We start from the raw sequence: 23,490 nt of genomic DNA on the forward strand, positions 1-23,490 counted from the left end.
GCGGCGGCTCCGATTCGTTGGGTTTGAACCGACCCTAGCCGCGATCAACCGATCAAAATTTGGCGAAGATGTTGAGATATGTTGCGGAACATGACTGAACCACGCGGCCCGGACCCGCTCGCGATGACAGTCTAACCCTGCGGCAATGCGTCGAGATGGCACGCCACCCACTGCTCGCTTCCGGCTGCGCGAAGCACCGGCTCCTCGGTCCGGCAGCGGTCGAAGACCAGCGGACACCGGGTGTGGAAGCGGCATCCGCGCGGAGGGTTGATCGGGCTCGGCACGTCGCCCTTGAGGATGATGGGATTGCGCTGAGCCCCCGGCTCGGGCAGTGGCACGGCCGAGAGCAGCGCCTTCGTGTAGGGATGCTTCGGCGCGGCAAATATCTCGCGGCGCGGCGCCACTTCGACGATCTTGCCAAGATACATCACCGCCACGCGGTGGGTCATGTGCTCGACGATCGCGAGGTCGTGGCTGATGAACAACAGCGCCAGGCCGAACTCGTTCTGGAGATCCTGGAGCAGATTGACGATCTGCGCCTTGACCGAAACGTCGAGCGCCGAGACCGCCTCGTCGCAGACGATCAGCTCGGGCTCGGCCGCGAGTGCGCGCGCAATGCCGATGCGCTGGCGCTGGCCGCCGGAGAATTCGTGCGGCCTGCGGTTCAGCGCCTCGCGCGGCAGGCGCACCGTGTCCATCAGCGCCGTCACGCGCGTTTCGAGATCGCTTGCGGATTTGGCGAGGCCGAAATTGCGGATCGGCTCGGCCAGGATGTCGCGCACGCGCATCCGCGGATTGAGGCTCGAGAACGGATCCTGGAACACCACCTGCACGCGGCGGCGCATCTGGCGCATCGTGCTCGGATGTGCGTCGTCGATACGCTGGCCGTCGAGAATGACCTGGCCCGCGGTGATGTCGAACAGCCGCAGGATGGCACGGCCGACCGTCGACTTGCCGCAGCCGGATTCGCCGACCAGCGACAGCGTCTCGCCGCGCGCGACCTCGAACGAGACGCCGTCGACCGCATAGACCCATTCGGACTTGCGCCCGAACAGCCCGGTCTTGACCGGAAAGTGCTTCTTGAGGTCGTTAACCTGGAGCAGCGGGGGACTCATGCCGCAACGGCTCCCTTGGCAGCGTAGTGGCAGGCGGCGACGTGGCGCGGCCCCTTTTCCTCGAGCCCGGGCGCATACTGGCGACAGAGATCGGTCGCAAGCGCACAGCGGCCGGCAAAGACGCAGCCGATGATGGGCTTGCGGAGGTCAGGCACCTGGCCGGGAATCTCGGCCAGCCGTCGCGCGGTGCCGGTCAGCGACGAGCCGAGCCGCGGTACCGCGCCGAGCAGGCCTTGCGTATAGGGATGGCGCGGCGAGCGGAACAGCTCGGCGACCGGCGCCTCCTCGACCTTGCGGCCGGCATACATCACCATGACGCGCTCGGCGATCTCGGCGACGACGCCGAGATCGTGAGTGATCAGGATAATTGCCGCACCGACGCGGTGCTTCAGGTCCAGCATCAGTTTCAGGATCTGCGCCTGGATGGTCACGTCGAGCGCGGTGGTCGGCTCGTCCGCGATCAAGAGCTTCGGATTGCAGGCGAGCGCGATCGCGATCATCACGCGCTGGCGCATGCCGCCCGAGAGCTGGTGCGGATATTCGCGCACGCGCCGCGCCGGTTCGGGAATGCCGACGAGGGTCAGCATCTCGATCGCGTGCGCCTCGGCCGCCGCCTTGTCGAGGCCCTGATGGATCATGAGCGTCTCGCGGATCTGGCGGCCGACGGTCAACACCGGGTTCAGGCTCGTCATCGGCTCCTGAAAGATCATCGAGATGTCGTTGCCGCGGATGGCGCGCATCTCGCGGTCGGAAAGCTGCAGAAGATCCCTGCCCGCGAAGCGGATGGTGCCGGCGATCCTGCCGGGCGGCTCCGGAATCAGCCGCATCAGCGACATCGAGGTCACCGACTTGCCGCAGCCGGACTCGCCGACGATGGCGAGCGTCTCACCCTCGTTGACATGGAAGGACACACCGTCGACCGCGCGGTTGATGCCGCTCGGCGTCCGGAAGTGGGTCTGGAGGTCCTCGACTTCTAGCAAAGCCATCGCGTTCAGCCTCGGTGCATCAGAGGCTCTTGGCCATGCGCGGATCGAGCGCATCGCGAAGGCCGTCGCCAAGCAGGTTCACGGCAAGCACGGTGACGGAGAGAAACGCCGCCGGAAAAAACACGATGTAGGGCTTGACCTGCCACAGCGCGCGGCCTTCGGCCATGATGTTGCCCCAGGACGGAATGGTGGGCGGCGTGCCCGCGCCGATGAAGGACAGGATCGCCTCCGTGATCATGGCGCTGGCGCAGATGTAGGTCGCCTGCACCAGCATCGGCGCCAGCGTGTTGGGCAGGATGTGGCGCACGATGATCATCGGCGTCCGCGTGCCGCACGCCACCGCCGCATCCACGTAGGGCTGCTCGCGCAGCGACAGGACCACGCTGCGGACAAGGCGCGAGACGCGCGGGATCTCGGCGATCGTGATGGCCAGGATGACGTTGCCGACGCTGCCGCGCGTCAGCGCCATCAGCGCGATCGCCAGCAGGATCGGCGGGATCGACATCAGGCCGTCCATGAAGCGCATCAGGATGCCGTCGGCCCAGCGGATGAAGCCGGAGACGATGCCGATGGCAAGACCCACCGCGGACGCACATATCGCGACTGACAGCCCGACCGTGAGCGACACCCGCGCGCCGAACAGCACGCGCGAATAGATGTCGCGGCCGAGCACATCGCTGCCGAACCAGAAATCGGCATTGGGCGCACGGGTGCGTTTGGCGGGCGCGAGCGCGGTCGGATCGACCGTTCCGAGAATTGGCGCGAAGATCGCGATCAGGACCAGCGTCAGCAGCAGCGCGCCGCCGATCGCAACGGTCGGATGGCCGCGCAAGAGCCCGATGAAGCCGCGCCGGATTTTGACCGGCCGCAGGATTTCGGGCAGTTGCGGCGCGAGGACGAGGCCGGCCGGCAGCGCTTGTGGATTGAAAGTCGTGTCGGTCAATAGCGGATCCTCGGGTCAACGATCGTATAGGTGACGTCGATCATCAGATTGACGAGGACGTAGACGAAGCTGAACAGCAGCACGATGCCCTGGATCACGGGATAGTCGCGGCGCAGGATCGCATCGATCGTGAGCCGGCCGAGGCCAGGGATCGCGAACACGCTCTCCGTGACGACCGCGCCGCCGATCAGAAGCGCGATGCCGATCCCAATCACCGTGACAATCGGCACCGCCGCGTTCTTGAGCGCGTGGATGAACAGGATGCCGCCCTGCCCGAGGCCCTTGGCGCGCGCAGTGCGGATATAATCCTGCTGCAGCACTTCGAGCATGGTGGCGCGGGTGATGCGCGCGATCAGCGCAATATAGACGCAGCCGAGCGCGACAGCCGGCAGGATCAAATTCTCCAGCCAAGGCCAGAAGCCTGCCGCAAGCGGCGTATAGCCCTGCACCGGAAGCCATTCCAGCTGGAGCGCGAAGACGTAGGCGAGCATGTAGCCGACCACGAAGACGGGCAGCGAGAAGCCGAACACCGCGAAGCCCATGATGACGCGGTCGATCAGGCTCCCGGCTTTCCACGCCGCCAGCACCCCAAGCGGCACCGCGATCACGATCGTGAGCAGCAGGGTGACGACCATGAGCGACAGCGTCGGTCCGAGACGCTGCCCGATCATCGTCGAGACCGGCAGATTGGTGAAGATCGAGGTGCCGAGATCGCCGTGCAGGATGCGCCAGACCCAGCTTCCGAACTGGATCAGGAACGGCCGGTCGAGGCCGAGGCTCTGGCGGATGCGCTCCACATCCTCCGGGCTCGCCTGGTCGCCCGCGATCACCACGGCCGGATCACCCGGCGCGATGTAAAGCAGGCTGAACACGAACAGCGCGACGATTGCCATCACCGGCAAGGTCGCGACGATGCGACGGAGGATGTAGGAGAGCATCTGGCTTCAGTGCACCATCATGCGGATTTCGACACGCCCCAGAAGAACGGCAACGGCCCCTTGGCGATGCCGGAGACGTTCTTGCGCCACGCCGTGTAGCTCAGGAAGAAGCCGGTCGGCGCATAGACGACGTCGTCCATCGCCGCCTTGTTGAGGCGACCGATGGCGGCCTTTTCCTCGTCGAGGCTCTTGGCCTCGAACCACGACGTGACCTCCTTTTCCGTGGCCGGGCTGGTAGGCCAGCCGAACCACGCCTTGTCGCCATTGGCGCGAATGGCGGTGTAGGGCGCGGGGTTGGTGCAGTCCGCGCCCGCGTGCCAGGTGTGGAACATGTTCCAGCCGCCCTGCCCCGGAGGGGTCTTCAGCGCACGGCGCGAGCCGACCGTGCCCCAATCGGTCGCGACGAAGTCGACATTCATGCCGAGCTTCTTCAGCAGGTCCGCGGTCACATCGCCCATCGCCTTCGTGATCGGCTGGTCCTGCGCCACGAGGCACGTCACGGGCTGGCCGGAATAACCGCTCTCGGCGAGCAGCTTCTTGGCCGCGTCGAGATCGCGCTTGCCCTTCAGTATCTCGCCGCCCGCCTCGGAATAGAGCGGCGTGTCCGGCGTGAAGAAACCGGGCAGCGGCTTCCAGAGCGAGTTATCGTCGCCGACGATTGCGCGCATATAGTCTTCCTGGCTCATCGCCATCAGCACCGCACGACGCGCCCGCACGTCATTGAAGGGCGGATACAGGAAGTTCATGCGGAACGAGCCGATATTGCCGAGGGGATCGCCAATGTCGACGCTGATGTTCTTGTTCTTCTTCAGGACCGGGACGAGGTCTGCGATCGGGTTCTCCCACCAGTCGATCTCGCCGTTTTGCAACGCCGCAGCCGCAGTGGCCGCATCCGGCATCACGATCCATTCGATGCGATCGACCAGCATCTGCTTGCCGCCGGCGAGCCATGACGACTTCTCCTGCCGCGGTGCGTAGTCGGCGAATTTCTCGAACACGGCTTTCGCGCCCGGAACCCACTCGGCCTTGGCGAACTTCATCGGGCCGGAGCCGACATAATCGCCGATCTGCTTGAAAGGGTCCGTCTGCGCAATGCGCTCGGGCATGATGAACGCACACGGCGAGTTGTTCTTGCCGAGTGCGTAAAGCATTTTCGGAAAAGGTTGCTTCAGCACCCATTTGAAGGTGCGGTCGTCGACGGCGGTGAGCTCCTGCTGGAGCGCCGTGATCATCAGGCCCATCGGATCGCGCACCGCCCAGCGCGCAAGGCTTGCGACGACGTCCTTGCTCAGCACCGGCTCGCCGTCATGGAATTTGAGGCCCGGCCGCAGCTTGAACGTCCAGATGGTGCCGTCGTCACTGACTTGCTCGGACTCGACCATCTGGCGCTGCGGCTGGAGCGAAGAATCGATGCCGTAAAGCGTGTCCCAGACCAGCGCCGCAGCATTGCGCACGACATATTGCGTACCCCAGATCGGGTCAAAATTTGCAAGGTTTGCTTGCGGAACGAAGCGCAGCGTGCGCGCGGCGGCGCCTTGTGCGATCGCCGGGGCCGAGATGCCGGTCAACGCCAGACTGCCCGCGCCGGCCAGTCCCTTCAATACGGTCCTGCGATCCATGAAATCCTCCCAATAGTGCCGTTATGCCGGCCATCATTGGCCAAGAGCAGGTGAAACCAGAGCTCATTGGCGTGCAAATGGTGTGCCACTGACGGGCCTTCGCCAGTGGAATCTCGTCATCAGTTTGGCCGGTCCAGACCTCAAAGCGCGGCCGCCAGCAACGGCCCGGTCTCGATATGCGGGATCGCCTCGACCAGCTTGCGGGTGTAGTCGGTCTTCGGATTATCGAACAGCGCCCGGCTCTCCCCCTGCTCCACGATGCCGCCATTGCGCAGCACGATGGTGCGGTCGCAGAGCATGCGCACCACGTTGAGATCGTGGCTGACGAACAGCAGCGCGATGTCGTTCTCGCGCCGCAGCCGGTCAAGCAGTTGCAACACCACCGCCTGCACGGAGACGTCGAGCGCCGCAGTCGGCTCGTCCAGCACCAGCAGCCGCGGCCTGCAGGCGATCGCCCGGGCGATGCCGACGCGGGCCTTCTGCCCGCCGGAAAGCTGGTGTGGAAAGCGCGGCAAGAGATCCAGCGGCAAACCCACCCGTTCCGCGCATTCCTCCACTCGCTTGCGCAGTGCATCGCCCCCACGCATGCCATCGAGCCGCGTCAGGGGATGGGCGATGCAATCGAACGCCGTGAAGCGCGGATTGAGACTTTCGTTCGGGTCCTGGAACACCATCTGGATGTCTTTGCGGAAACGCGAGCGATGGAAGTCACGCGACGCCACATGTCCGATCGACTGTCCGTCGAACACGATCTCGCCTTCGCTCGGGTCGATCAGCCGGCAGATCATCCGCGATGTCGTGCTCTTGCCGGAGCCGGATTCGCCGACGAGACCGACGCTCTCGCCGCCAGCCATCGTCATCGAGAAGTCCGCGACCGCCGCAGCGCCCTGGTCGAACCGCTTTGCAAGCTTGCGCACTTCCAGGAGCGGCGGCGTACCATGCGCGAGTTCGGGTCTTGGCTTGCTGACAAAAGTCGCCTGGCGCTCCCGCTCCTCCTCCGTCACGAGATCCTCGATCCGGGACGTCGCGGTCGGCGATGCAGCTACGAGGCGCTTCGTATAGGCGTGCTGCGGCGTGGAGAAGAGCGTTTTAGGATTCGCCTCCTCGACGATGCGTCCCCGCTCCATCACGGCGATACGGCGGCAATAGCGCGCAGCGAGCCCGAGATCGTGCGTGATCAGGATCGTCGCCATGCCGCGCGCGGCGGCGATGTCCGCCAGCAGATCCATCACCACCTTCTGAGTCGTGACATCGAGGCCGGTGGTCGGCTCGTCGGCGATCAAGAGCGCGGGATTGCAGGAGATCGCGATCGCGATCATGACGCGCTGGCACATGCCCCCGGAAAGCTCGTGCGGATAAGCGTTCATCCGCGCCTCGGGTTCGCGGATCTGAACCGCGCGCAGCAAATCCAGCGCCTCGGCGCGGGCGGCGCCCTTCGATATCCGCTTGTGGGTCAGGATCGCGTCCGCGATCTGCGAGCCGATCGCGCGGATCGGATTGAGCGCCGCTCGCGGGTTCTGAAAGATCATCGACATCGCAGCGCCCTGGAGATGCCGGAGGTCGTCGCCCCTGAGTTTTGTGACGTCCTGGCCGCGAAACAGGATCTTGCCTGCGGTGACGCGGCCGGCCGTATCGAGCAGCCGCGTCGTCGCAAAACCGGTCACCGACTTGCCCGATCCACTCTCGCCGACGAGGCCGAGCATCTCGCCGGCTTCGACGTCGAGCGTCACGCCGCGCACGGCCTCGACCATGCCGCGCCGCGTCGAGAACGAAACGTGGAGATCTTCGATCCTGAGCAGCTCTTCGCTCATGTGCGCATCCGCGGGTCGAGAATGTCCCGCATACCGTCACCGAGGAGATTGAAGCACAGCACGGCCATCATCAGCGCGAGGCCCGGAAAGGCCACCAGCCACCACCGTCCGGTCGAGATGAAGCGCGCGCCTTCCGCGACCATGATGCCCCATTCCGGCGTCGGCGGCTTGACGCCGAGGCCGATGAACGACAGGCCCGCGGCATTGAGGATGGCCCAGCCGAGGTTGAGCGAGATCTGCACGGCCATCGCCGGCAGGATGTTCGGCAGCAGGAAGCGCAGCACCACCGAGAAATGACTCTCGCCGCAGGCGCGCGCCGCCTCCACCCAGCCGACATTGCGCCGGACGTTGACCTCCGCCCTCGCGAAGCGGATGTAGAAAGGCAGATTGATGATCGCGGTCGCGATCACGATGTTCTCGATCCGGTTGCCCAGCGCGGCGACCATCGCCATCGCCAGCACGAACAGCGGAAAAGCCATCATCACGTCCACGAAGCGGCCGACCGCGCGGTCGAGCCTGCCGCCGGCATAGCCGCAGAACGAACCGACGACAGCTCCGATCAGGAAGGAGATGCCGACCGCGGAGACCGCGATGGCAAGATCGAGGCGCGCCGCAATGACGAGGCGGCTGAACACGTCGCGACCGAGCTGATCGGTGCCGGCGAGATGCGCCGCGCTCGGCGGTTGCAGCGCTTCCGAAACATTGGAGACCACAGGATCATAAGGCACGATCCAGGGGCCGAAAATCGCAACCAGGACGAACAGCAGAACACCGGTCGCCGCGACCGCGGTGAGCGGGTTGCCGCGCAGAATCCAGACCGAATGGCGAAGCGTTGCGCTGGTCATCCAATCGACACCCTGGGATCGGCGATGCCGTAGCAGATATCGACCACGAGATTGACCAGCACGAACAGGCTGGCCATCAGCAACACAAACCCCTGCACCGGCGCATAGTCGGAGGAGAGCAGCGCATCGAGCGCGTAGGAGGCAACGCCCGGCCAGGAGAACACCTTCTCCACCAGCACATTGGCGCCAAGCATGGTCGAAAACACAATGCCGGCGATGGTGATGACGGGAAGGATGGCGTTTCTCAGCGCATAGGTGATGACGACCTTGCGCCAGGACAATCCGACCGAGCGCGCGGTGCGGACGAAATCGCTGCCCAGCGAGACCAGCATCGAGGCGCGCGTGATCCGCGCCAGCGGCGCGATCACGAACAGCGCCATGCTAACCGCCGGCAGGATCAACTGCTTGCAGGCCGCCCACCAGCCCTCGACATCTCCGGCAAGCAGGAAATCGACCGACAGGAAGCCGGTGCGCTGCGGCGGCAGCGAGGTGAAGACGTCGATCCGCCCGGTCGGATCTGGCGCAAGCCCTAGCAGATAGTAGAAGACATAGATCAGCAGCAGACCCGAGACGAAGGTCGGTACGCAGACGCCGAGCGCGCAGAACAGCCGCACGCCGTGATCGACCGGCGACCCCGGCTTCAGCGCCGCGACCACGCCGAGGGGCACCGCTGCGATCAGCGCGATCAGGAGCGCTGTGAAGGTAAGTTCGAGCGAGGCCGGCAGCCGCTCGCGCAGATCCTTCAGCACCGGCTGCCCCGTCATCATGGAGCGACCGAGATTGCCGTGGCCGATATCGGAGAGATAGAACACGAGCTGCTCCGGAACCGACTTGTCGAGCCCCATCTGCTTGCGGATCTGCTCGATCTCTTCCTTGCCGGCGTTGGGCCCCGAGGCGAAGAACACCGCGGGGTCCCCGGGCAGGACACGCATCAACAGAAAGGTGAAGACCAGCACTCCGAACAGCGCCGGCAGCGACGACAGAAGCCGCCTGCCCGCCCGCACCATCGTTGCGCCAAGACCGGTCATGACCTTTCAGCGTCCCTTTTTGCGGATGTCACTTGCGGCTGACATCGCGGTAGTCGACCTGACGATGGAATTCGTAGGTGTAGCCTTCGATCGACGAAGCCATGACCGCATCCTGGTTGGGCTGCCAGAGCGGGATCTGCGGCATCTCGCTGAAGTGGATGGCATTGAGCTTGCGGCCATCCTCCTCGTACTTGGCCTTGTCCGGCTCGAAGCGGGCCTCCTGCGCGATCGCGGCCAGCTCGGGATTGTTGATCGAGCTGTAGTTCCAGCGCTGATTGCCGGTGTAGAAGTTGCGGTAGAAATAGTCGGTCGACGGCAGCCAGGCGACGATGCCCTCGGTAAAGAAGGGCAGCTTCTTCTCGTTGATCTGCGTCGACATCTGCGCGTCCGGCAGCTTCTGGATGTCGACCTTGATCCCGATCTTGGCGAGCGATTCCTTCACCAGCGAAGCCATTGGCTCCGCGGTCGAGGCCTGGCCGACATTGAAGCTGAAGGTGGTCGAAAAACCTTCGGGAAGACCGGCGGCCTTGAGATATTCGCGGGCCTTGTCGAGATCTGTCTTCAGCGGCGCCTGGAACGGATAGATGCCGTTCGCCGGCTTGCCGTCCGGCCAGCTCGCGCCGAACAGCGGCGCGCCGCGGCCGAACAGCGCGGCCTTGAACATGTCGTCATAGGGCAGCGCGAAAGCGATTGCGCGGCGGACATTGACGTTGTCGAAGGGCGGCATCTGGTTGTTCATCGAGACGAAGGTGATCGAATTGTATTGCGGCGTCGAGATCACCTTGAGCTTGCCCTTGGCCTCGAGCGACTGCACATCGCTGGCCTGGAGATCGACGACGAGGTCGGCATCGCCGCGCTCGACCAGATTGGCGCGGGTCGCGGGCTCCGGCACCGATTGTATGATCACGCGCTTGAAGAACGCCGGCTTGCCGGGCGAGCCGCGATTCCAGTCCTCGTTGCGCTTGACGATCACCTGCTCGCCCGGCTTGAAGGTCTCGATCACATAGGCGCCGCTGCCTGCGGTGTGCTCCTTGAGCCAGGCGGTCGCCCAGGGATCATCCGCGGTCGCGTGCTCCTTCGCCAGCTTCGAGTTGATGATCATGGGATAGACGGTGGCCAGATTCGGCAGCGCGAGCTTGTCCGGCTTGGGCAGCGTCACCTCGATGGTGAGGGGATCGATCACCTTGAACTGGTCGGCCGACGTCAGCGAACCCGTCAGGAGCTGCGCCTTGCCGAGAATAGGCGCGGTGACACAGCGATCGAGCGACCATTTCACGTCGTCGGCCGTGACCGGCGAGCCATCCTGGAACTTGGCGTCCTTGCGCAGGCGGAACGTCAGCTTAAGTCCGTCGGGGCTGACGTCGTAGGATTCGGCGAGCTCGCCGGTGATCTTGTCGAGATCGAACACCCATTTGCCGTTGAGCTCCTTGCGGCCGAACGCCACCAGCCGGTCGTAGGTGCTCATGCTCAGCGCAAAGGACTCGCGGGTCGAGCCGGGGATGTTGGGATCGAGCGTGTTGACCGATGCACCGGTGACGTAGCGCAAAGTCTCCGCCCTGGTTTGAGCCTGCGCTGGCGCGTTAGCAACGAGCAGCAGTGCTGCGGTGGCGGCAAGGCAGGCCGCCGGCCTGAAAGACACTAGACGCATTGGTTTTTCCCTGAATTTCGACAAGAACGCCCGCAAGGCAGGTTTAGAAACAAGCAAGTTGCGCGCCAGTCCCGAAAGGACGCTTCGTCGCGGTGGAGCATGGACAATCATGTGGATTCCCCCATTTTTCGCGCCGGCCGCGTGACCACGGCCTGCGGCACGTCATAGGCGCAGAGCGAGGCCCAGTGACGCGCGATATCGCCGCGGAACAGGCCACGCGTCAGGCCATTGACGAGCTTTGGTACAGCCGTCGTCATCGCGTTGATCGACGATCCCGACGGGCCGAAGCTCATGGTGGAGGCGATGGCGAAAAGATGGATGTCGGCAATCCACGGCGTTTGGCCCGGCACGCGCTCGGTGAAGGCGTAATCGTCGGCGAGATAGGGAAAGCGGCCGAGCCGCGCGTTGCGCTCGCGCTCCGGCGGCTGGTAACGATCGGCCCAGGTCGCGATATTGGCTGCGAATGCACGTAGCTCGCCGCGCCCGGCAAAGTTCATGTCGATGCCGGTGCCGCAGATGACGAAATCCGCCGTGATGGCGCTCCGCGGCGTCTGCAATTCGATGCCGCCAGCCATCTGACGCGCGGATTCCAGCGGCGCGCCTTCATGCAATGTGAAATTGGCATGACGGGCGCAGCGATCATATGTCGGCTGCGGAAAGCCTTCGCGCATCTCGAGGATGGTGCGCATGAAACGCCAGCGCCAGGCATCATCGAGATCGCTGAGATGACGCAGAAAGCCGCGAAAGGTCAGCCAGCGATAGGGCTGGATCACCTGGATCTGCGCGCGGCGGCACAGCAGGTGCACTTCCGCAGCGCCGGCTTCGAGCGCAGTCGCCGCATTGTCGAACGCCGATGCGCCGGCGCCGATGACGGCAACGCGCTTGCCGCGGAGGTTTTCGAAATCGATGTCGTCTGCCACGGTTGCGACCAAACCGGCCGGCAGATGGCGGAGCGGATCCGGAATCATCCAGTCGCCCATGCCCTCCTGCCCTGTCGCCAGCACGATCTTGCGGGCGTAGAGTGTCTCGATGGCATCGCCACGTTTCACGCGCGCGGCGAGCAGGCCGTCGGATGCGGGTGCAATCTCGAGAAGCTCGCTTCCATTGCGCACGGGCAAGCCAATCGTCCGCCGCAGCCATAGCAGATACTCCGCCCAATGCTCCCTCAGGATCAGGTTCAGCGCCTGCCAGCTCTCCTTGCCGAAGCGGGCCTCGTGCCAGGACTGGTAGGTGAGACTCGGAATATCGAGGTCCGGCCCGGTGTAATCCTTCGGGCTGCGCAGCGTCGGCATGCGGGCATAGGTGAGCCACGGACCCTCCTTCCCTTCCTCGGCCTTGTCCAGCAGCAGGATGTTGCTGACGCGAGAGCGCATCAGGCCGAAGCCGATGGCGATACCCGACTGGCCGGCGCCGACGACGAGCACGTCCAGCGCCGGCTTGCCGTCCGGTCCTATCTTCGGTTCGAGCCAGGCAGCACCGGGATGCGCGATCCTGGCGAGATCGGCGCGAACATCCGCCTCGAGATCTGTCAGCCCGTCACTCATGCCGCGAGCCAGCCTCCGTCGACCACCATCACGGTGCCGGTCGTGAACGAGGACGCATCGCTGGCGAGATGCAGCGCCGTCTGCGCGATCTCTTCAGCCTCGCCAAACCGCTTCATGGCGTGGCGGGTGCGCGAGGCCTCGCGCACCGCGTCCGGATCGGCGTGACGGGCAAAGCTGCGGCGAAGCATCGGCGTATCGATCGCGCCGGGTGCGATCGCATTGACGCGGATGCCGTCGGTGGCGAAGTCCACCGCCATCGTGCGCGTGAGGCTGACGATCGCGCCCTTGGCGGCGATGTAGGCGCTGTTGCCCTTGCCGCCGGCCAAGGCCAGTTGCGACGCCAGAGTGATGATCGAGCCGCTCTTCTGCCGCTGCATCTGCGGCACGGCGGCGCGCGCCCACAGCCAGGTGCCGCCGACATTGGTGCGAAACACCGCGTCCCAGTCCTCCACGCTCGTCGTCAGCACCGTGCCGCCACAGGAGAAGCCTGCCGCGGTCATGAGGATATCGAGCCGTGCATGCCGGGCCACGACATCGCCGACAACGCTCCCGGCGAAACCGGCATCGCCGACGTCGCCGACATGCGTCGTCGCCTCGCCGACGAGGCGCAGCGTGTCCTGCAAGCCCTCGGCATCGCGATCGACCAGGGCAAGACGCGCGCCCTCCTCCGCGAACAGCTTTGCGCTGGCGCGGCCGATGCCCGAGCCCGCTCCGGTGATGACGGCCGTGCGCCCTTGCAGCCGCATGTCAGATCCACTCCTTATGCTGCTTCAGCCAGGCGCTCATCGCCGCCGCGGACTCGGCGCAGCCGGACCGCGAGCGCCAGCCGAACTCATCCGCCATCCGCTTCACCGACAGCGGCGCGCGATATGGTCCATGCGGCTTGATGACCGTCTTCTCTCCGGGCGCCGCGAGCCGGCACTCCAGGCCGGGATGGAGCGCTGCAAAGGCCTCGCCCCATTGCAGGGCCGGCCATAGTTCGCCACTGGAGATGTTATAGAGCCGATGGCGCGGCCGTTCGGCTTCGATCAGCATCGCCACGGCTTCCGCGGCATCCGGAGCGTAGATCCAGTCTCTCATGCCCGGTTCAGGCATCACCGCCGGCCCGCCACGCGCGAACGCGACCAGAATCTGGAACTGGAGGCTTGGCGTGTCCCGTACGGAGCTCGGTCGCTCCCACGGACCGAACAAGGCGCTTAAGCGCACGCTCAGGAAATCGCCGCCAAAGAGTTCGGCATGGCGCGCGACGGATCGCTCCGAGGTGAACTTGCTGATGGCGTAGAACGAGACCGGATCGCAGGGCGTTTCCTCGTACAGAACATCGACCCGTGCGCCCGCAGCGCCGTAGGCCGATGCCGACGACAGATTGACGACGCGGCGCACGCCATGGCGGATCGCGGAGAGCAGGATGGGGATCTGCGCCATCACATTGATTTCGAGAACGCGGGCGGTCGACGCTCTCTCCAGGTCATCGCCGGCGGTGATCGCCGCGCCGAGCACGATCGCATCGACGCCTTCGGCGATGAGAGCATCGATGGTTGCCGCATCGGTGATATCACCTTGCACGGCTTTAAGCCGCGCACCGTAGTCGGCAAGAGATCGCCGCACGGATGGCGGCAACTCCGCGCGGTCATGCAGCGTCACGTCGTGGCCGCGCGCGAGCAGCGCCTCCGCAACATTGAGGCCGACAAACCCGGTGCCGCCGAAGATGACGATCTTCATCGCGAGCGATCCACAGTCACAGCAGTTTCGCTCCAAAATTCCGCTCGGGATCCATATCGGCGACGAGCCGTCCGGTCGGCCTGGCCGCCTCGCCGCCGCTGCGCGCGAGGAACTTGCCGCTGCCGGCATCCGCGAGGCACTTGTTGCCGTCGATGATCACCCGGCCGCGCGAGAGTACCGACACCGGCCAGCCCTTCAGCTTGCGGCCTGCGAACGGCGTGTAGCCGGCGAGATCGTGCATCATCTCGTCGGCGATCACGACCTCGCGGTTGGGATCCCAGATCGCGATATCGGCATCGGCGCCCACCGCGATCGAACCCTTGCGCGGATGCAGATTGTAGATCTTGGCCGGCGCCGTCGACGTCAGCTCGACGAACTTTTCGAGGCCGAGCCGTCCCTTCGACACCATGGCATCGAACAGCAGCGGCAGCCGCAACTCCAGTCCCGGCAGGCCGTTGGCGACCTGCTTGAAGTTCGGGTTTGGCCCGGCGCGCAGCTTGCCGGTCTCGTCGAAACGATACGGCGCGTGATCCGACGAGATGGTCTGGAGATCGCCGAGCGACAGCGCCTGCCACAGCGCCTCCTGGTCGGAATGTGTCCGCGGCGGCGGGCTGCACATCCACTTGGCGCCCTCCGCGCCGGGCTTGTCGAGATCATTTGCGGTGAGGAACAGATATTGCGGACAGGTCTCGGCGAAGACCTTCAATCCCTGCCCGCGCGAGTCGCGGATCACCTTGGCGCCTTCGGCGGTCGAGACGTGGAAGATCATGATGGGCTGGTCGATCAGCGCTGCCATGCCGATCAGCCGGGTGAAGGCTTCCGCCTCCGACACGCGGGCGTGGCTGACGGCATGGTACTTCGGCATCGTGTAGCCGCGCGCGAGCAGGCGTTTCACCATCCAGGCGATGATGCCGTGGTTCTCGGCATGGGCGCACAACATCGCGCCGGACTGCCGCGCGGCAAGCAGGATGTCGAGCAGCGGCTCGTCATCGACCTTGAGCCGGTCGTAAGTCATGAAAATCTTGATCGACGCATGACCCTGCTTCACTAGCGCCGGAATGTGCTCCTCGACCGTCTCCCTGGTCGCATCAGCAATGATCATGTGTAAGGCGTAGTCGATCACCGCGCCCTTCTTGGCCAGCGCGTGATAATCCTCGACCACTTGCGGCAGCTTCATGCCGACATGCTGGGCCGCGAAGGGGATCACCGTGGTCGTGCCGCCGAAAGCGGCAGAGACGGTCGCGCTCTCGAATGTGTCGGCATTCATGATGCCGGCCGCGGACAATTGCTCGATATGGGCGTGGCTGTCGACGCCGCCGGGCAGCACCAGCTTGCCCCGGGCGTCGATCTCACGCTTGGCTTCTGGAAGCCCGCGGCCGATCGCCGCGATGGTCTCGCCGGAGATGGCGACGTCGGCTTCGAACACGTCGGTCGTCGTCGCGACGCGCCCACCGCGAATGATCAGGTCGTAAGCGGGTTTAGTCATGAGGCACTCCATGATAGGCTCGAGGCAAGTAATCGAAATTTTGCAGGAAGACCGTCATGCCCCGGCCGCGCATTCTCGTCATCAATCCGAACTCCAACCCTGCCGTGACCCAAGGGCTGGAGGACGCGCTGAAGCCGCTCGGTTTTGAGGGCGGTCCGGAACTGGTCTGCCAGACGCTGGCCGAGGGTCCGTTCGGCATTGAAAGCCAGGCGGATGTCGACGGCGTCGCGATGCCGCTGCGCCGGCTGGTCGAAGGCGACAACAGCTCGGCCGCCTTCGTCATCGCCTGCTACAGCGATCCCGGGCTGCAGGTCTGCCGCGAAGGCACCGATAGGCCCGTGTTCGGGATCGCCGAGTGCGGCGTGCTGACGGCGCTCGCCCGCGCCGAGACATTTGGCGTCATCGCGATTGCGCAGCGCTCGATCCCGCGTCACATGCGCTACCTCAGGCAGATGGGGCTGACCGACCGCCTCGCCGGCGAACGGCCGCTCAACATGAGCGTTGCGGAAAGCGCCTCGGGCGAAGGTACACTCGCCAGGATGATCGACATCGGCCGTGCGCTGCGCGACGAGGACGGCGCCCGCGCCATCGTGATGGGCTGCGCCGGCATGGCACGCCATCGCCGGCCGCTGGAAGACGCCCTTGGCATTCCCGTGATCGACCCGACACAGGCGGCCGTTACCATGGCGCTGGGTACGGTGCAGTTCTCGGCTCACTAGGCGTCCTTCAGCTCTTTGGCGTCCTGCCGCGCGAGCCATTGCGCATGGCTCTCGCGGACAAGCGCAAACGTGTCCCGCTGCGTCGTGTAGAGATTGCCGAACATGCGGCCGATCGGCCGGTAGGCGTCTAGATCGACATACATGTTGGCTTCATCGACGAGGCCCTCGCGGGCGTGAACCCTGAGCACCTCACCGACCAGCAGCTCGCGGTCGGGCGAAAAATTCAGCACGACATGCCGCCGGCATTCCAGCGCGAACGGTGCTGCGGCCAGACGCGGCACTTTCACGTCGACGGAGGGAAGCGTGGCCAGCCCCGTCGCTACGACCTCGCTGTCGCCGGAGGGAAAATCGATCGCGCAGTCGTTCATCGACGCTGACAGCGCCTCGTCCACCATGTGCACCACGAACTCGCCGTCGCGATGGATGTTGCGGGTCGTGTCCTTCGGGCTGTGATCCGGCTTGTGCTGGAGCCCGAGCACGATCAGCGCCGGGCTCTCCGAGAAGACATTGAAGAAGCTGAACGGCGCGGCGTTGACCGCCCCGTTCTCGTCCAGCGTCGTCACCAGCGCGATCGGCCGCGGCACCACCACGCCGCAAAGCAGCTTGTAGCGGTCGCGCGGATCGAGCTCGTGCAAGGATATGCCCGGTGCGGTATGGCCAGCCATCAGTGTCACTTCTCCGGCGGCGGCACTGCGCCGGTCTGGCTGGTGATCAGGCCGTAATGCTCGATGCGGCGATGCCGGGCGAAATCGAAGATCGTGGTCTTGCCGAAGGCGGTGGCGTCGAGGTCGCAAGCGTGAACCAGAACCTCGTCGCCCTCGGTCTTGGCCTCCGCGACGATCTCGCCGTTGGGATCGACAATCAGACTGCCGCCGAACAGCGGGTGCCCATCCTCGACACCGGCCTTACCCACCGCGACGACCCAGGTCGCGTTCTGGTAAGCACCGGCCTGTACCGACAGGCGGTTGTGAAACAGGCGCTTCTCGACGCCCTCTTCGCTCTTCTCCGCGTTGACGGACGGCGTGTTGTAACCGATCAGCACCATCTCGACGCCCTGCAGGCCCATCACACGGTAGGTCTCGGGCCAGCGCCGGTCGTTGCAGATGGCCATGCCGATGATGCCGCCGAGTTCGCGCCAGACTTTGAAGCCGAGGTCGCCCGGCTCGAAATAACGCTTCTCCAGATGCTGGTGCGAGCGCTTGGTGTCGTACCCCACATGACCCGGCAGATGGACCTTGCGATATTTGCCGACGATATTGCCCGACTTGTCGGTCAGGATCGCGGTGTTGAAATGATGGCCGTCCGGCGTCAGCTCCGCATAGCCGAAATTCATCGCCATCTGGTGGCGCGCGGCTCGTTCGAACAACGGCTTCGTCGCAGCGCTCGGCATCTCGCGCTCGAACCAGATGTCGAATTCAGCCCGGTCCTCCGCATACCAGCGCGGGAAGAAAGTCGTGAGCGCAAGCTCCGGATAGACGATCAGGTCGGCGCCCTTCGCCTTGGCTTCGTCCATCAACGCAATCATGCGCTTGACCACGGCCTCGCGGCTGTCGGCCTTCTGGATCGGGCCCATCTGGGCGGCGGCAACATTAACGATGCGCATCAGCGAATTCCTGGTGATCTCTTGGTGATTTCTTGGGGGAAGCCACGGCTTCAGTGATTGTCCGGCGCCGGCAGCTTAGCGCAGCCCCGCCGGGCATTGCCAGTCGCCCCCTTCGGGGCGGCAGTGCGTGCCTCGCGTGATCCGCGCTCACCCGTGCTCCTTGTCGGCAATATCGAGGCCGTGGTCGAGCGCGTCGAGCAGCAGTTCGGCCTCGCGCGCGGAGATGACAAGCGGCGGCGCCAGGAACAGCGAAGTCTGCTCGCCGCTGGTTCCGATCACCGCGCCGGCCTCCAGGGCGCGCTCCGCGACGCGCGAGGCGATCGGCACCTCGCTCGTGTCGGCACGCCAGGAGCGCCAATCCGGGCCGTGCAGTTCCACCGTCCAGTGCAGCCCCTGCCCCGCCACACGCCGCACGCTCGGATGCTTTTCCGCGATCGCGAGCAGGCGGCGGGTAAAAAGCCTTTCGAGCGTCTGCACGTGCTCCAGAATGTTTTCGTCAGAGACGACCTTCAGATAGGCGCTGACAGCAGCCATGCTGATCGGATGGCCGCGCAGTGTGCCGTAATTCTGCCAGCTGGAGCCCTCGAGCCGCTGGACGATCGCCTTCGACACCACGACCGCAGCGACGGCAGCTGCACCACCGCCAAGCGATTTTCCGAGTGTCACGATGTCGGGACGGCTTTGGGCTCCCTGGAACGCGAACCAGCGGCCGGCACGGCCGGCGCCGGTCACCACTTCGTCGGCGATCCAGTACGAGCCAGCCTGGCGCGCACAGCGGGCCACTTCATCCTGATAGGCGCCATCGTAATAGATGCCGCCCTGCGTGTAGTCGATGATCGTTGCTGCGGTGTCCGAGAGCACGCGCGTGGCGTCTGCCAGATATTCGCTGGGCGGGGCGTTGTTGGCCGGCCCACCATAGATCGCGCCATCCGGCGCCGGGAGAACCCGCACGGGCGCCATCGGCGCCGGCAGCTTCGAGCCGCCTGAGTGCACCGCGAGCCCGCCATGCCATTGCGGCTGCACCGTCATGCTGCGAGACAGGCCGGTGATACCGTGATAGGCGCGCTCGCGTGTCGCCAGCGCCGAGCGCTGTGTGAGAGCCTGGCAGAGCGACAGCGCCATGTCGTTGGCCTCGCTGCCGCTGATGCAGAAGCGCACCGCGCCGACCCAATCCTGTTCGCCGTTGAAGGCAGTGGCCATCAGGTCGTCGGCGGCCTGCTCGCGGCCGACCCAGGTCCAGCCTTCGTTGACGACCGGCGTATCCGCCGCGCGGCGGATCGCCTCCACCATCGCGGGATGGCGATGGCCGAGGCCGCCGCCGGTGTTGCTGCCGTCAATGAGCTTGCGGCCGTCAGCGAGATGAAAGTACACGCCCTCGCCGCCGATCACAGCCATGGGTGCGCTGTCGCCCGCATTCAGCCCGGTTCGCAGCAATCTGCTCATCGCAATCCCTTCATTCCGCGGCCACGGCGCCGTAACCACCGCCGCCGCAAGTCTCGACCGTGACGAGATCGCCCTGCTGCAACACCAGGTTCGACTTGCCGTCGATCGGAACGTTTCCGCCCTGCCTGATCAACGAGATCCGACAGGCCTTGCCGGGTTCGCCGCCCTGCATGCCGAACGGAGGAATCACCATGCGCTCGATGCAGGTGGTCAGATGCATCGAGGGGGCAAGGATACGATAGGTGCGAACGACACCGTCGCCACCGCGATGCGCGCCGGCGCCGCCGGAATGCCGGCGAATGGCCTGCTGCTCGAGGCGGATGGCGTAGTTCGCCTCGATGACTTCGACCGGCGTGTTCGAGGTGTTGGACAGATGCACCCGGGTGGCCGAGATACCGGCCCGATCGTGCCGCGCGCCCTCGCCGCCGCCGTGAACCTCGTAGAGCATCTTCCACGAGCCGTTTTGGCGCGGTTCGGCGAAGAACAGCACGCCCGCCGTGGTCGCCCCGCCCGCCGACAGGCGCTCTGGAATGGTGTGCTGCATGGCGCGAAAGATCGCATCGACGATGCGCATGGAGGTCTCGTGGTTGCCGGCGGCGACGGACGCGGCCCAGCCCGGCTCCAGGATCGAGCCCGGGCGCGTGATGATGGTCAGTGGCCGTAGCGCGCCGGCGTTCTGGTGCATATCGCGCCCGCTCATGATGCGCGCGGCATAGGCCACCGCCGAGCGCGCCATGAACGGCGTCGTATTGCAGAAATTGGAGACGCGGTCGCAGCTTTCGGAGAGGTCGAAGGTCGCCTCGTCACCCGCGATGGTGATTTTCACGTGGATCCGCGCCGGCGCATTGTTCTCGCTGCCGTCGTCGAGATGGTCCTCGCCTTCGTAAACACCGTCCGGCAGGTCGCGCAACGCCTCGCGCATCTCGATTTCGGAGAGATCGTGCAGGCGCAACTGCGTCGCCATGAAGACCGCCTTGCCGTGCTCGCGGCAAAGCTCGACGATACGCTTCTCGCCGGCCTTGGTCGCCGCGATCTGGGCGAGAAGGTCGCCCTCGCAGGATTCGGGATCGCGGACGTTTGCCTTGAGCAACTGCACGATCGGTGTGTTGACGCCGGCGGAAGTTGCGATCAGCACCGGCGGAATCCGCATCGCTTCCTGGAAGGTGTCGATGGCCCTTGCGAAATAGCTGCCGGGCCAGGTGCCGCCGATATCGGGCCAGTGAGCAAGGCTGACGGCGAACGCCACGATCTCGCCGTCGACGAAGACGGGCCGCACGACCTTGACGTCGTTGAGATGATTGCCGCCGAGCGCGCCGACATTGTAGATCAGCGCGTCACCGTCGTTCAGGCTATCGCGCGGCACCACTTTCAGCAGTTCGGGAACCGTATAGGCCATCGCGCCGAGATGGATCGGGATGTCGCGGCCCTGCCCGACCAGATCGCCGCGGCCGTCCGTGATCGCCGACGACAGGTCGCCGGCCTCGCGCAGCAGCGGCGAGCGCGCCGACCGCGTCATCACCAGGCTCATCTCCTCGGCCGCGGCGGAAAGACCGTGGCGGATGACCTCGACGACGAAAGGATCGAGCTTCATGCCGCCCTCCGCGTCAGGAACAGATTGCCTGAAACGTCCGGCCTCGCCTGCCAACCCGGCGGCACCACCACCGTCGACCACGCATCTTCGATGATGGCCGGACCGCCGACGATGTCGGTCAACGAGGCGCGGTCGATGATGGCTGTTGCGATGTCGTGGAAGCCTTCGAACGAGCAAACGCGGCGACCGCTGGACACCGCCCTGACGGCGGTCGCCGGCCGGCTCACCACGGTCGTGGACGGGCGGCGCGCTTGCACCCGCACGGATTCGATGACGCAACTCTCGCTCGTCGCATAGCCGAAGAGCTCGCGATGCCGCGCCAGGAAGTCCTTCTTCAGCCTGGCCACATCCAGCGGTAAGGCGAACGACACCGGAATGGCGTCATTCTGCGCCGCGTAGCGCATCAAGGCCAACAGCTCGATCTGGATTTCAGCCTTGGCGATGCCATTGGCGATCAGCGGCGCCGAGGCATCTTCGATCAGCGTGTCGATGCGCTCCGACGCGCGGGCGAGATCGATGCCGTCCAGCGCCGCGCGGAGTGTCTGCTGCTGGAGGAAGCTGAAGTCGGCGGTGAGACAACCCAGCGCCGAGAACGCACTCGAGGCGCTCGGCACGACGACCTCTGCAATCCCGTAGAGATCGGCAAGACCCGCAGCGTGCATCGGACCGCCGCCGCCGAAGGCGAGCAGCATGCAGTCGCGCCCGTCGATTCCGCGCTCGACGGTGACGCGGCGGAGCGCGCGGGCCATTGTCGCGTTCGCGACCTTGACGATGCCGAGCGCGGTTTCGGTCAGGCTCAGTCCCAATGCGCGCGCAATGGGATCAATGACGTCAGCAGCAGCCTTGATATCGATCCCGATCCGGTCGCCGAGCTTCGTCTCGGGATTGAGGTAGCCGAGCACGGCATTGGCGTCGGTGATCGTAGGTTCGGTGCCGCCGCGGCCGTAGCAGGCCGGTCCCGGCTCGGAGCCGGCGCTTTCCGGCCCGACCGTCAGGCCACCCGGACCATTGCGCACGATCGAGCCGCCACCCGCCCCGATGGAATGAACCGCGAGCATCGGCTGGCGCAACGGCTTGTCGCCGAGCATGCGGCCGTCGGTCATTTCGGCCTGGCCGTCGACGATCAGGCACACGTCCGTCGTCGTGCCGCCCATGTCGAAAGTCAGCATGCGCGACGTGCCGAGCTGGCGCGCGATGCTGACGGAGGCCGAGACGCCGGCCGCCGGGCCGGACATCGCCATCACCAGCGGCCGCCGCTTCACGGCGGAGATCGGGATCATGGCGCCGGCCGAATGAAACACCTGCAGGCCAAGCCCGATCGGCAGGCGCTGCTCGAGCTCGCTGAGATATTCTACAGCGATCGGCATCGCAGCCGCATTGAACACGGTTGCCGACGTGCGCTCGTATTCGCGCGCCTCGGGATTGACCTCGTGCGACAGCGAGACGTGGGCAACGACGTCCTTGAGGCGTTCGCCGAGGATTTTTTCGTGGATGGGATTGGCATAGGCGTGAAGCAGAGCGACCGCGACACTCTGGACGCCGGTCTGCTTCAGCCAGGCCACCAGACGCCGGATTTCCGTTTCATCCAGCGCCTTCAGCACCCCGCCCTCGTGATCGAGACGCTCGACAAGCCCAAAACATCGTTCAGGCGGCACCAGCGGCGGCGATTTCGGCGGCACGTCGAGACGATAGAGATCGCGGCGGCGATAGCGCGCGATCTCCAGCACGTCGGCAAATCCTTCGGTCGCGACCAGCGCCACCTTCGGCAGCCGGCCCTCGACGATCGCGTTGGTCACGCGCGTGGTGCCGTGGACGAAGCGCTTGACCTCGCTCTTGCGCAGCCCCACCGCTTCGATCGCTTCCAGCATCGCCTGGACCGGCGCCTGCGGGCGCGACGGCACTTTCGCAATCCGCGCCTCAGCGGTATCGCGCCGGATCGCGATGATGTCGGTGAAGGTGCCACCGATATCGGTGCCGACTTCCCAGCGATTTTCGTCAGTGCTCATGTCCAAGGGTCAGTCACGGATGACGTCCGAACCGGACGCCGGGTCCTTCCCGTCCGTCGCCAAGTTCAATGCCGAGTCCAATGCCAAACCGGGAGCGCTCATCTTGCATCCCTTCTCATGCCACTGTCTGCGAGGGTGCGACAGAGCCACGGGCTCGGGAAAGGGCCGGAGTTGTCGCAATCCGCCACTCCAGCGCGTGACCGACGCCGTCGCGCCGCGGCATCCGCTGCCCATTTTGGTGCAGTGCTGCTCGCGCAAAGAGCAGGCAAACGCTAACCGTCCCACGCGAGAAAAGTGCAGCGCACCACGGGTTTTTCTGCACGAAACCCGCGAGCCTGCTGCATTGCAATCCGAGTGCCCGAGATCGACTGTCTAATTTGCAGGCGATCAACCGGCGCTGCGGACCATCCGAATGCCTATGAGCTATGCACGACGGTCGGCTC

At 65.4% G+C, this 23,490-nt stretch carries 19 protein-coding genes; 1 reads left to right on the forward strand and 18 read right to left on the reverse strand.

Annotated features, from left to right (window positions below):
* Positions 1–131 precede the first annotated feature (131 nt).
* The 13 genes from OC450_RS08455 to hydA all read right to left on the reverse strand — a co-directional run bounded on the left by OC450_RS08455 (position 132) and on the right by hydA (position 15,685).
* Positions 132–1,115, reverse strand: coding sequence for an ABC transporter ATP-binding protein (locus tag OC450_RS08455; protein ID WP_211383110.1), 984 nt, complete (start codon positions 1,113–1,115; stop codon positions 132–134).
* Complete coding sequence (locus OC450_RS08460; RefSeq protein WP_211383109.1) at positions 1,112–2,101, reverse strand: ABC transporter ATP-binding protein; 990 nt, start codon at positions 2,099–2,101, stop codon at positions 1,112–1,114. The genes OC450_RS08455 and OC450_RS08460 overlap by 4 nt, the downstream gene beginning before the upstream one ends.
* A gap of 19 nt (positions 2,102–2,120) precedes the next feature.
* Positions 2,121–3,044, reverse strand: coding sequence for an ABC transporter permease (locus tag OC450_RS08465; RefSeq protein ID WP_211383108.1), 924 nt, complete (start codon positions 3,042–3,044; stop codon positions 2,121–2,123).
* Positions 3,041–3,982 (reverse strand): ABC transporter permease, encoded by a 942-nt coding sequence (locus OC450_RS08470; protein ID WP_211383107.1) that lies wholly within the window; start codon positions 3,980–3,982, stop codon positions 3,041–3,043. The genes OC450_RS08465 and OC450_RS08470 overlap by 4 nt, the downstream gene beginning before the upstream one ends.
* A gap of 17 nt (positions 3,983–3,999) precedes the next feature.
* The gene (locus tag OC450_RS08475) at positions 4,000–5,601 is read right to left on the reverse strand and encodes an ABC transporter substrate-binding protein (RefSeq protein ID WP_256806259.1); all 1,602 of its coding nucleotides are present in this window, start codon (positions 5,599–5,601) and stop codon (positions 4,000–4,002) included.
* A gap of 140 nt (positions 5,602–5,741) precedes the next feature.
* A complete protein-coding gene (nikE, locus tag OC450_RS08480; protein ID WP_211383105.1) occupies positions 5,742–7,412 on the reverse strand; it encodes a nickel ABC transporter ATP-binding protein NikE in 1,671 nt (556 codons plus the stop codon).
* Positions 7,409–8,257, reverse strand: a complete 849-nt coding sequence (locus OC450_RS08485; RefSeq protein ID WP_256806260.1) for an ABC transporter permease — start codon at positions 8,255–8,257, stop codon at positions 7,409–7,411. Before OC450_RS08485 ends, nikE begins: the two co-directional genes overlap by 4 nt.
* Positions 8,254–9,285, reverse strand: coding sequence for an ABC transporter permease (locus tag OC450_RS08490; RefSeq protein ID WP_256806261.1), 1,032 nt, complete (start codon positions 9,283–9,285; stop codon positions 8,254–8,256). Before OC450_RS08490 ends, OC450_RS08485 begins: the two co-directional genes overlap by 4 nt.
* 28 nt (positions 9,286–9,313) lie before the next feature.
* Positions 9,314–10,933, reverse strand: a complete 1,620-nt coding sequence (locus tag OC450_RS08495) for an ABC transporter substrate-binding protein (RefSeq protein WP_256806262.1) — start codon at positions 10,931–10,933, stop codon at positions 9,314–9,316.
* Positions 10,934–11,040: 107 nt separating this feature from the next.
* The gene (locus OC450_RS08500) at positions 11,041–12,477 is read right to left on the reverse strand and encodes an NAD(P)-binding domain-containing protein (protein ID WP_211383101.1); all 1,437 of its coding nucleotides are present in this window, start codon (positions 12,475–12,477) and stop codon (positions 11,041–11,043) included.
* Complete coding sequence (locus OC450_RS08505) at positions 12,474–13,223, reverse strand: SDR family oxidoreductase (protein WP_262047662.1); 750 nt, start codon at positions 13,221–13,223, stop codon at positions 12,474–12,476. The genes OC450_RS08500 and OC450_RS08505 overlap by 4 nt, the downstream gene beginning before the upstream one ends.
* A 1-nt stretch (position 13,224) precedes the next feature.
* Complete coding sequence (locus OC450_RS08510) at positions 13,225–14,199, reverse strand: NAD-dependent epimerase/dehydratase family protein (RefSeq protein ID WP_262047663.1); 975 nt, start codon at positions 14,197–14,199, stop codon at positions 13,225–13,227.
* Between the two features lie 16 nt (positions 14,200–14,215).
* Complete coding sequence (gene hydA / locus OC450_RS08515; protein WP_262047664.1) at positions 14,216–15,685, reverse strand: dihydropyrimidinase; 1,470 nt, start codon at positions 15,683–15,685, stop codon at positions 14,216–14,218.
* A gap of 56 nt (positions 15,686–15,741) precedes the next feature.
* On the opposite strand from hydA, the gene OC450_RS08520 reads away from it, so the two are divergent.
* Positions 15,742–16,404 (forward strand): aspartate/glutamate racemase family protein, encoded by a 663-nt coding sequence (locus OC450_RS08520; RefSeq protein WP_211383097.1) that lies wholly within the window; start codon positions 15,742–15,744, stop codon positions 16,402–16,404.
* On the opposite strand, the gene OC450_RS08525 is transcribed toward OC450_RS08520, so the two are convergent.
* The 5 genes from OC450_RS08525 to OC450_RS08545 all read right to left on the reverse strand — a co-directional run bounded on the left by OC450_RS08525 (position 16,401) and on the right by OC450_RS08545 (position 23,047).
* Complete coding sequence (locus OC450_RS08525; RefSeq protein WP_211383096.1) at positions 16,401–17,069, reverse strand: flavin reductase family protein; 669 nt, start codon at positions 17,067–17,069, stop codon at positions 16,401–16,403. The genes OC450_RS08520 and OC450_RS08525 overlap by 4 nt on opposite strands.
* A 5-nt stretch (positions 17,070–17,074) precedes the next feature.
* Entirely contained in the window at positions 17,075–18,007 is a 933-nt protein-coding gene (locus tag OC450_RS08530; RefSeq protein ID WP_262047665.1) for an N-carbamoyl-D-amino-acid hydrolase, read from the reverse strand.
* 147 nt (positions 18,008–18,154) lie between these two features.
* Positions 18,155–19,450 (reverse strand): aminotransferase class III-fold pyridoxal phosphate-dependent enzyme, encoded by a 1,296-nt coding sequence (locus OC450_RS08535; protein ID WP_211383094.1) that lies wholly within the window; start codon positions 19,448–19,450, stop codon positions 18,155–18,157.
* Positions 19,451–19,460: 10 nt separating this feature from the next.
* Positions 19,461–21,041 carry a hydantoinase B/oxoprolinase family protein gene (locus OC450_RS08540; RefSeq protein ID WP_262047666.1) on the reverse strand — a complete coding sequence of 527 codons (1,581 nt, stop codon included), beginning with the start codon at positions 21,039–21,041 and terminating at the stop codon, positions 19,461–19,463.
* Positions 21,038–23,047: a hydantoinase/oxoprolinase family protein gene (locus OC450_RS08545; protein ID WP_262047667.1), complete on the reverse strand. Its 2,010-nt coding sequence runs from the start codon at positions 23,045–23,047 to the stop codon at positions 21,038–21,040. Before OC450_RS08545 ends, OC450_RS08540 begins: the two co-directional genes overlap by 4 nt.
* Between the last annotated feature and the right edge of the window lie 443 nt (positions 23,048–23,490).

The organism is Bradyrhizobium sp. Bra78 (assembly GCF_024519855.1).
GTDB classification, from domain to species: Bacteria; Pseudomonadota; Alphaproteobacteria; order Rhizobiales; family Xanthobacteraceae; genus Bradyrhizobium; species Bradyrhizobium japonicum_G.

What these genes read in the sequence shown, in the direction of transcription:
- OC450_RS08530 (WP_262047665.1), bottom strand. Translation starts at nt 18,007, where the DNA reads ATGCGCATCGTTAATGTTGCCGCCGCCCAGATGGGCCCGATCCAGAAG.
- OC450_RS08525 (WP_211383096.1), bottom strand. Translation starts at nt 17,069, where the DNA reads ATGGCTGGCCATACCGCACCGGGCATATCCTTGCACGAGCTCGATCCG.
- OC450_RS08490 (WP_256806261.1), bottom strand. Translation starts at nt 9,285, where the DNA reads ATGACCGGTCTTGGCGCAACGATGGTGCGGGCGGGCAGGCGGCTTCTG.
- OC450_RS08475 (WP_256806259.1), bottom strand. Translation starts at nt 5,601, where the DNA reads ATGGATCGCAGGACCGTATTGAAGGGACTGGCCGGCGCGGGCAGTCTG.
- OC450_RS08495 (WP_256806262.1), bottom strand. Translation starts at nt 10,933, where the DNA reads ATGCGTCTAGTGTCTTTCAGGCCGGCGGCCTGCCTTGCCGCCACCGCA.
- OC450_RS08540 (WP_262047666.1), bottom strand. Translation starts at nt 21,041, where the DNA reads ATGAAGCTCGATCCTTTCGTCGTCGAGGTCATCCGCCACGGTCTTTCC.
- OC450_RS08520 (WP_211383097.1), top strand. Translation starts at nt 15,742, where the DNA reads ATGCCCCGGCCGCGCATTCTCGTCATCAATCCGAACTCCAACCCTGCC.
- OC450_RS08460 (WP_211383109.1), bottom strand. Translation starts at nt 2,101, where the DNA reads ATGGCTTTGCTAGAAGTCGAGGACCTCCAGACCCACTTCCGGACGCCG.
- OC450_RS08455 (WP_211383110.1), bottom strand. Translation starts at nt 1,115, where the DNA reads ATGAGTCCCCCGCTGCTCCAGGTTAACGACCTCAAGAAGCACTTTCCG.
- nikE (WP_211383105.1), bottom strand. Translation starts at nt 7,412, where the DNA reads ATGAGCGAAGAGCTGCTCAGGATCGAAGATCTCCACGTTTCGTTCTCG.
- OC450_RS08510 (WP_262047663.1), bottom strand. Translation starts at nt 14,199, where the DNA reads ATGAAGATCGTCATCTTCGGCGGCACCGGGTTTGTCGGCCTCAATGTT.
- OC450_RS08505 (WP_262047662.1), bottom strand. Translation starts at nt 13,223, where the DNA reads ATGCGGCTGCAAGGGCGCACGGCCGTCATCACCGGAGCGGGCTCGGGC.
- OC450_RS08535 (WP_211383094.1), bottom strand. Translation starts at nt 19,450, where the DNA reads ATGAGCAGATTGCTGCGAACCGGGCTGAATGCGGGCGACAGCGCACCC.
- OC450_RS08470 (WP_211383107.1), bottom strand. Translation starts at nt 3,982, where the DNA reads ATGCTCTCCTACATCCTCCGTCGCATCGTCGCGACCTTGCCGGTGATG.
- OC450_RS08500 (WP_211383101.1), bottom strand. Translation starts at nt 12,477, where the DNA reads ATGAGTGACGGGCTGACAGATCTCGAGGCGGATGTTCGCGCCGATCTC.
- hydA (WP_262047664.1), bottom strand. Translation starts at nt 15,685, where the DNA reads ATGACTAAACCCGCTTACGACCTGATCATTCGCGGTGGGCGCGTCGCG.
- OC450_RS08545 (WP_262047667.1), bottom strand. Translation starts at nt 23,047, where the DNA reads ATGAGCACTGACGAAAATCGCTGGGAAGTCGGCACCGATATCGGTGGC.
- OC450_RS08485 (WP_256806260.1), bottom strand. Translation starts at nt 8,257, where the DNA reads ATGACCAGCGCAACGCTTCGCCATTCGGTCTGGATTCTGCGCGGCAAC.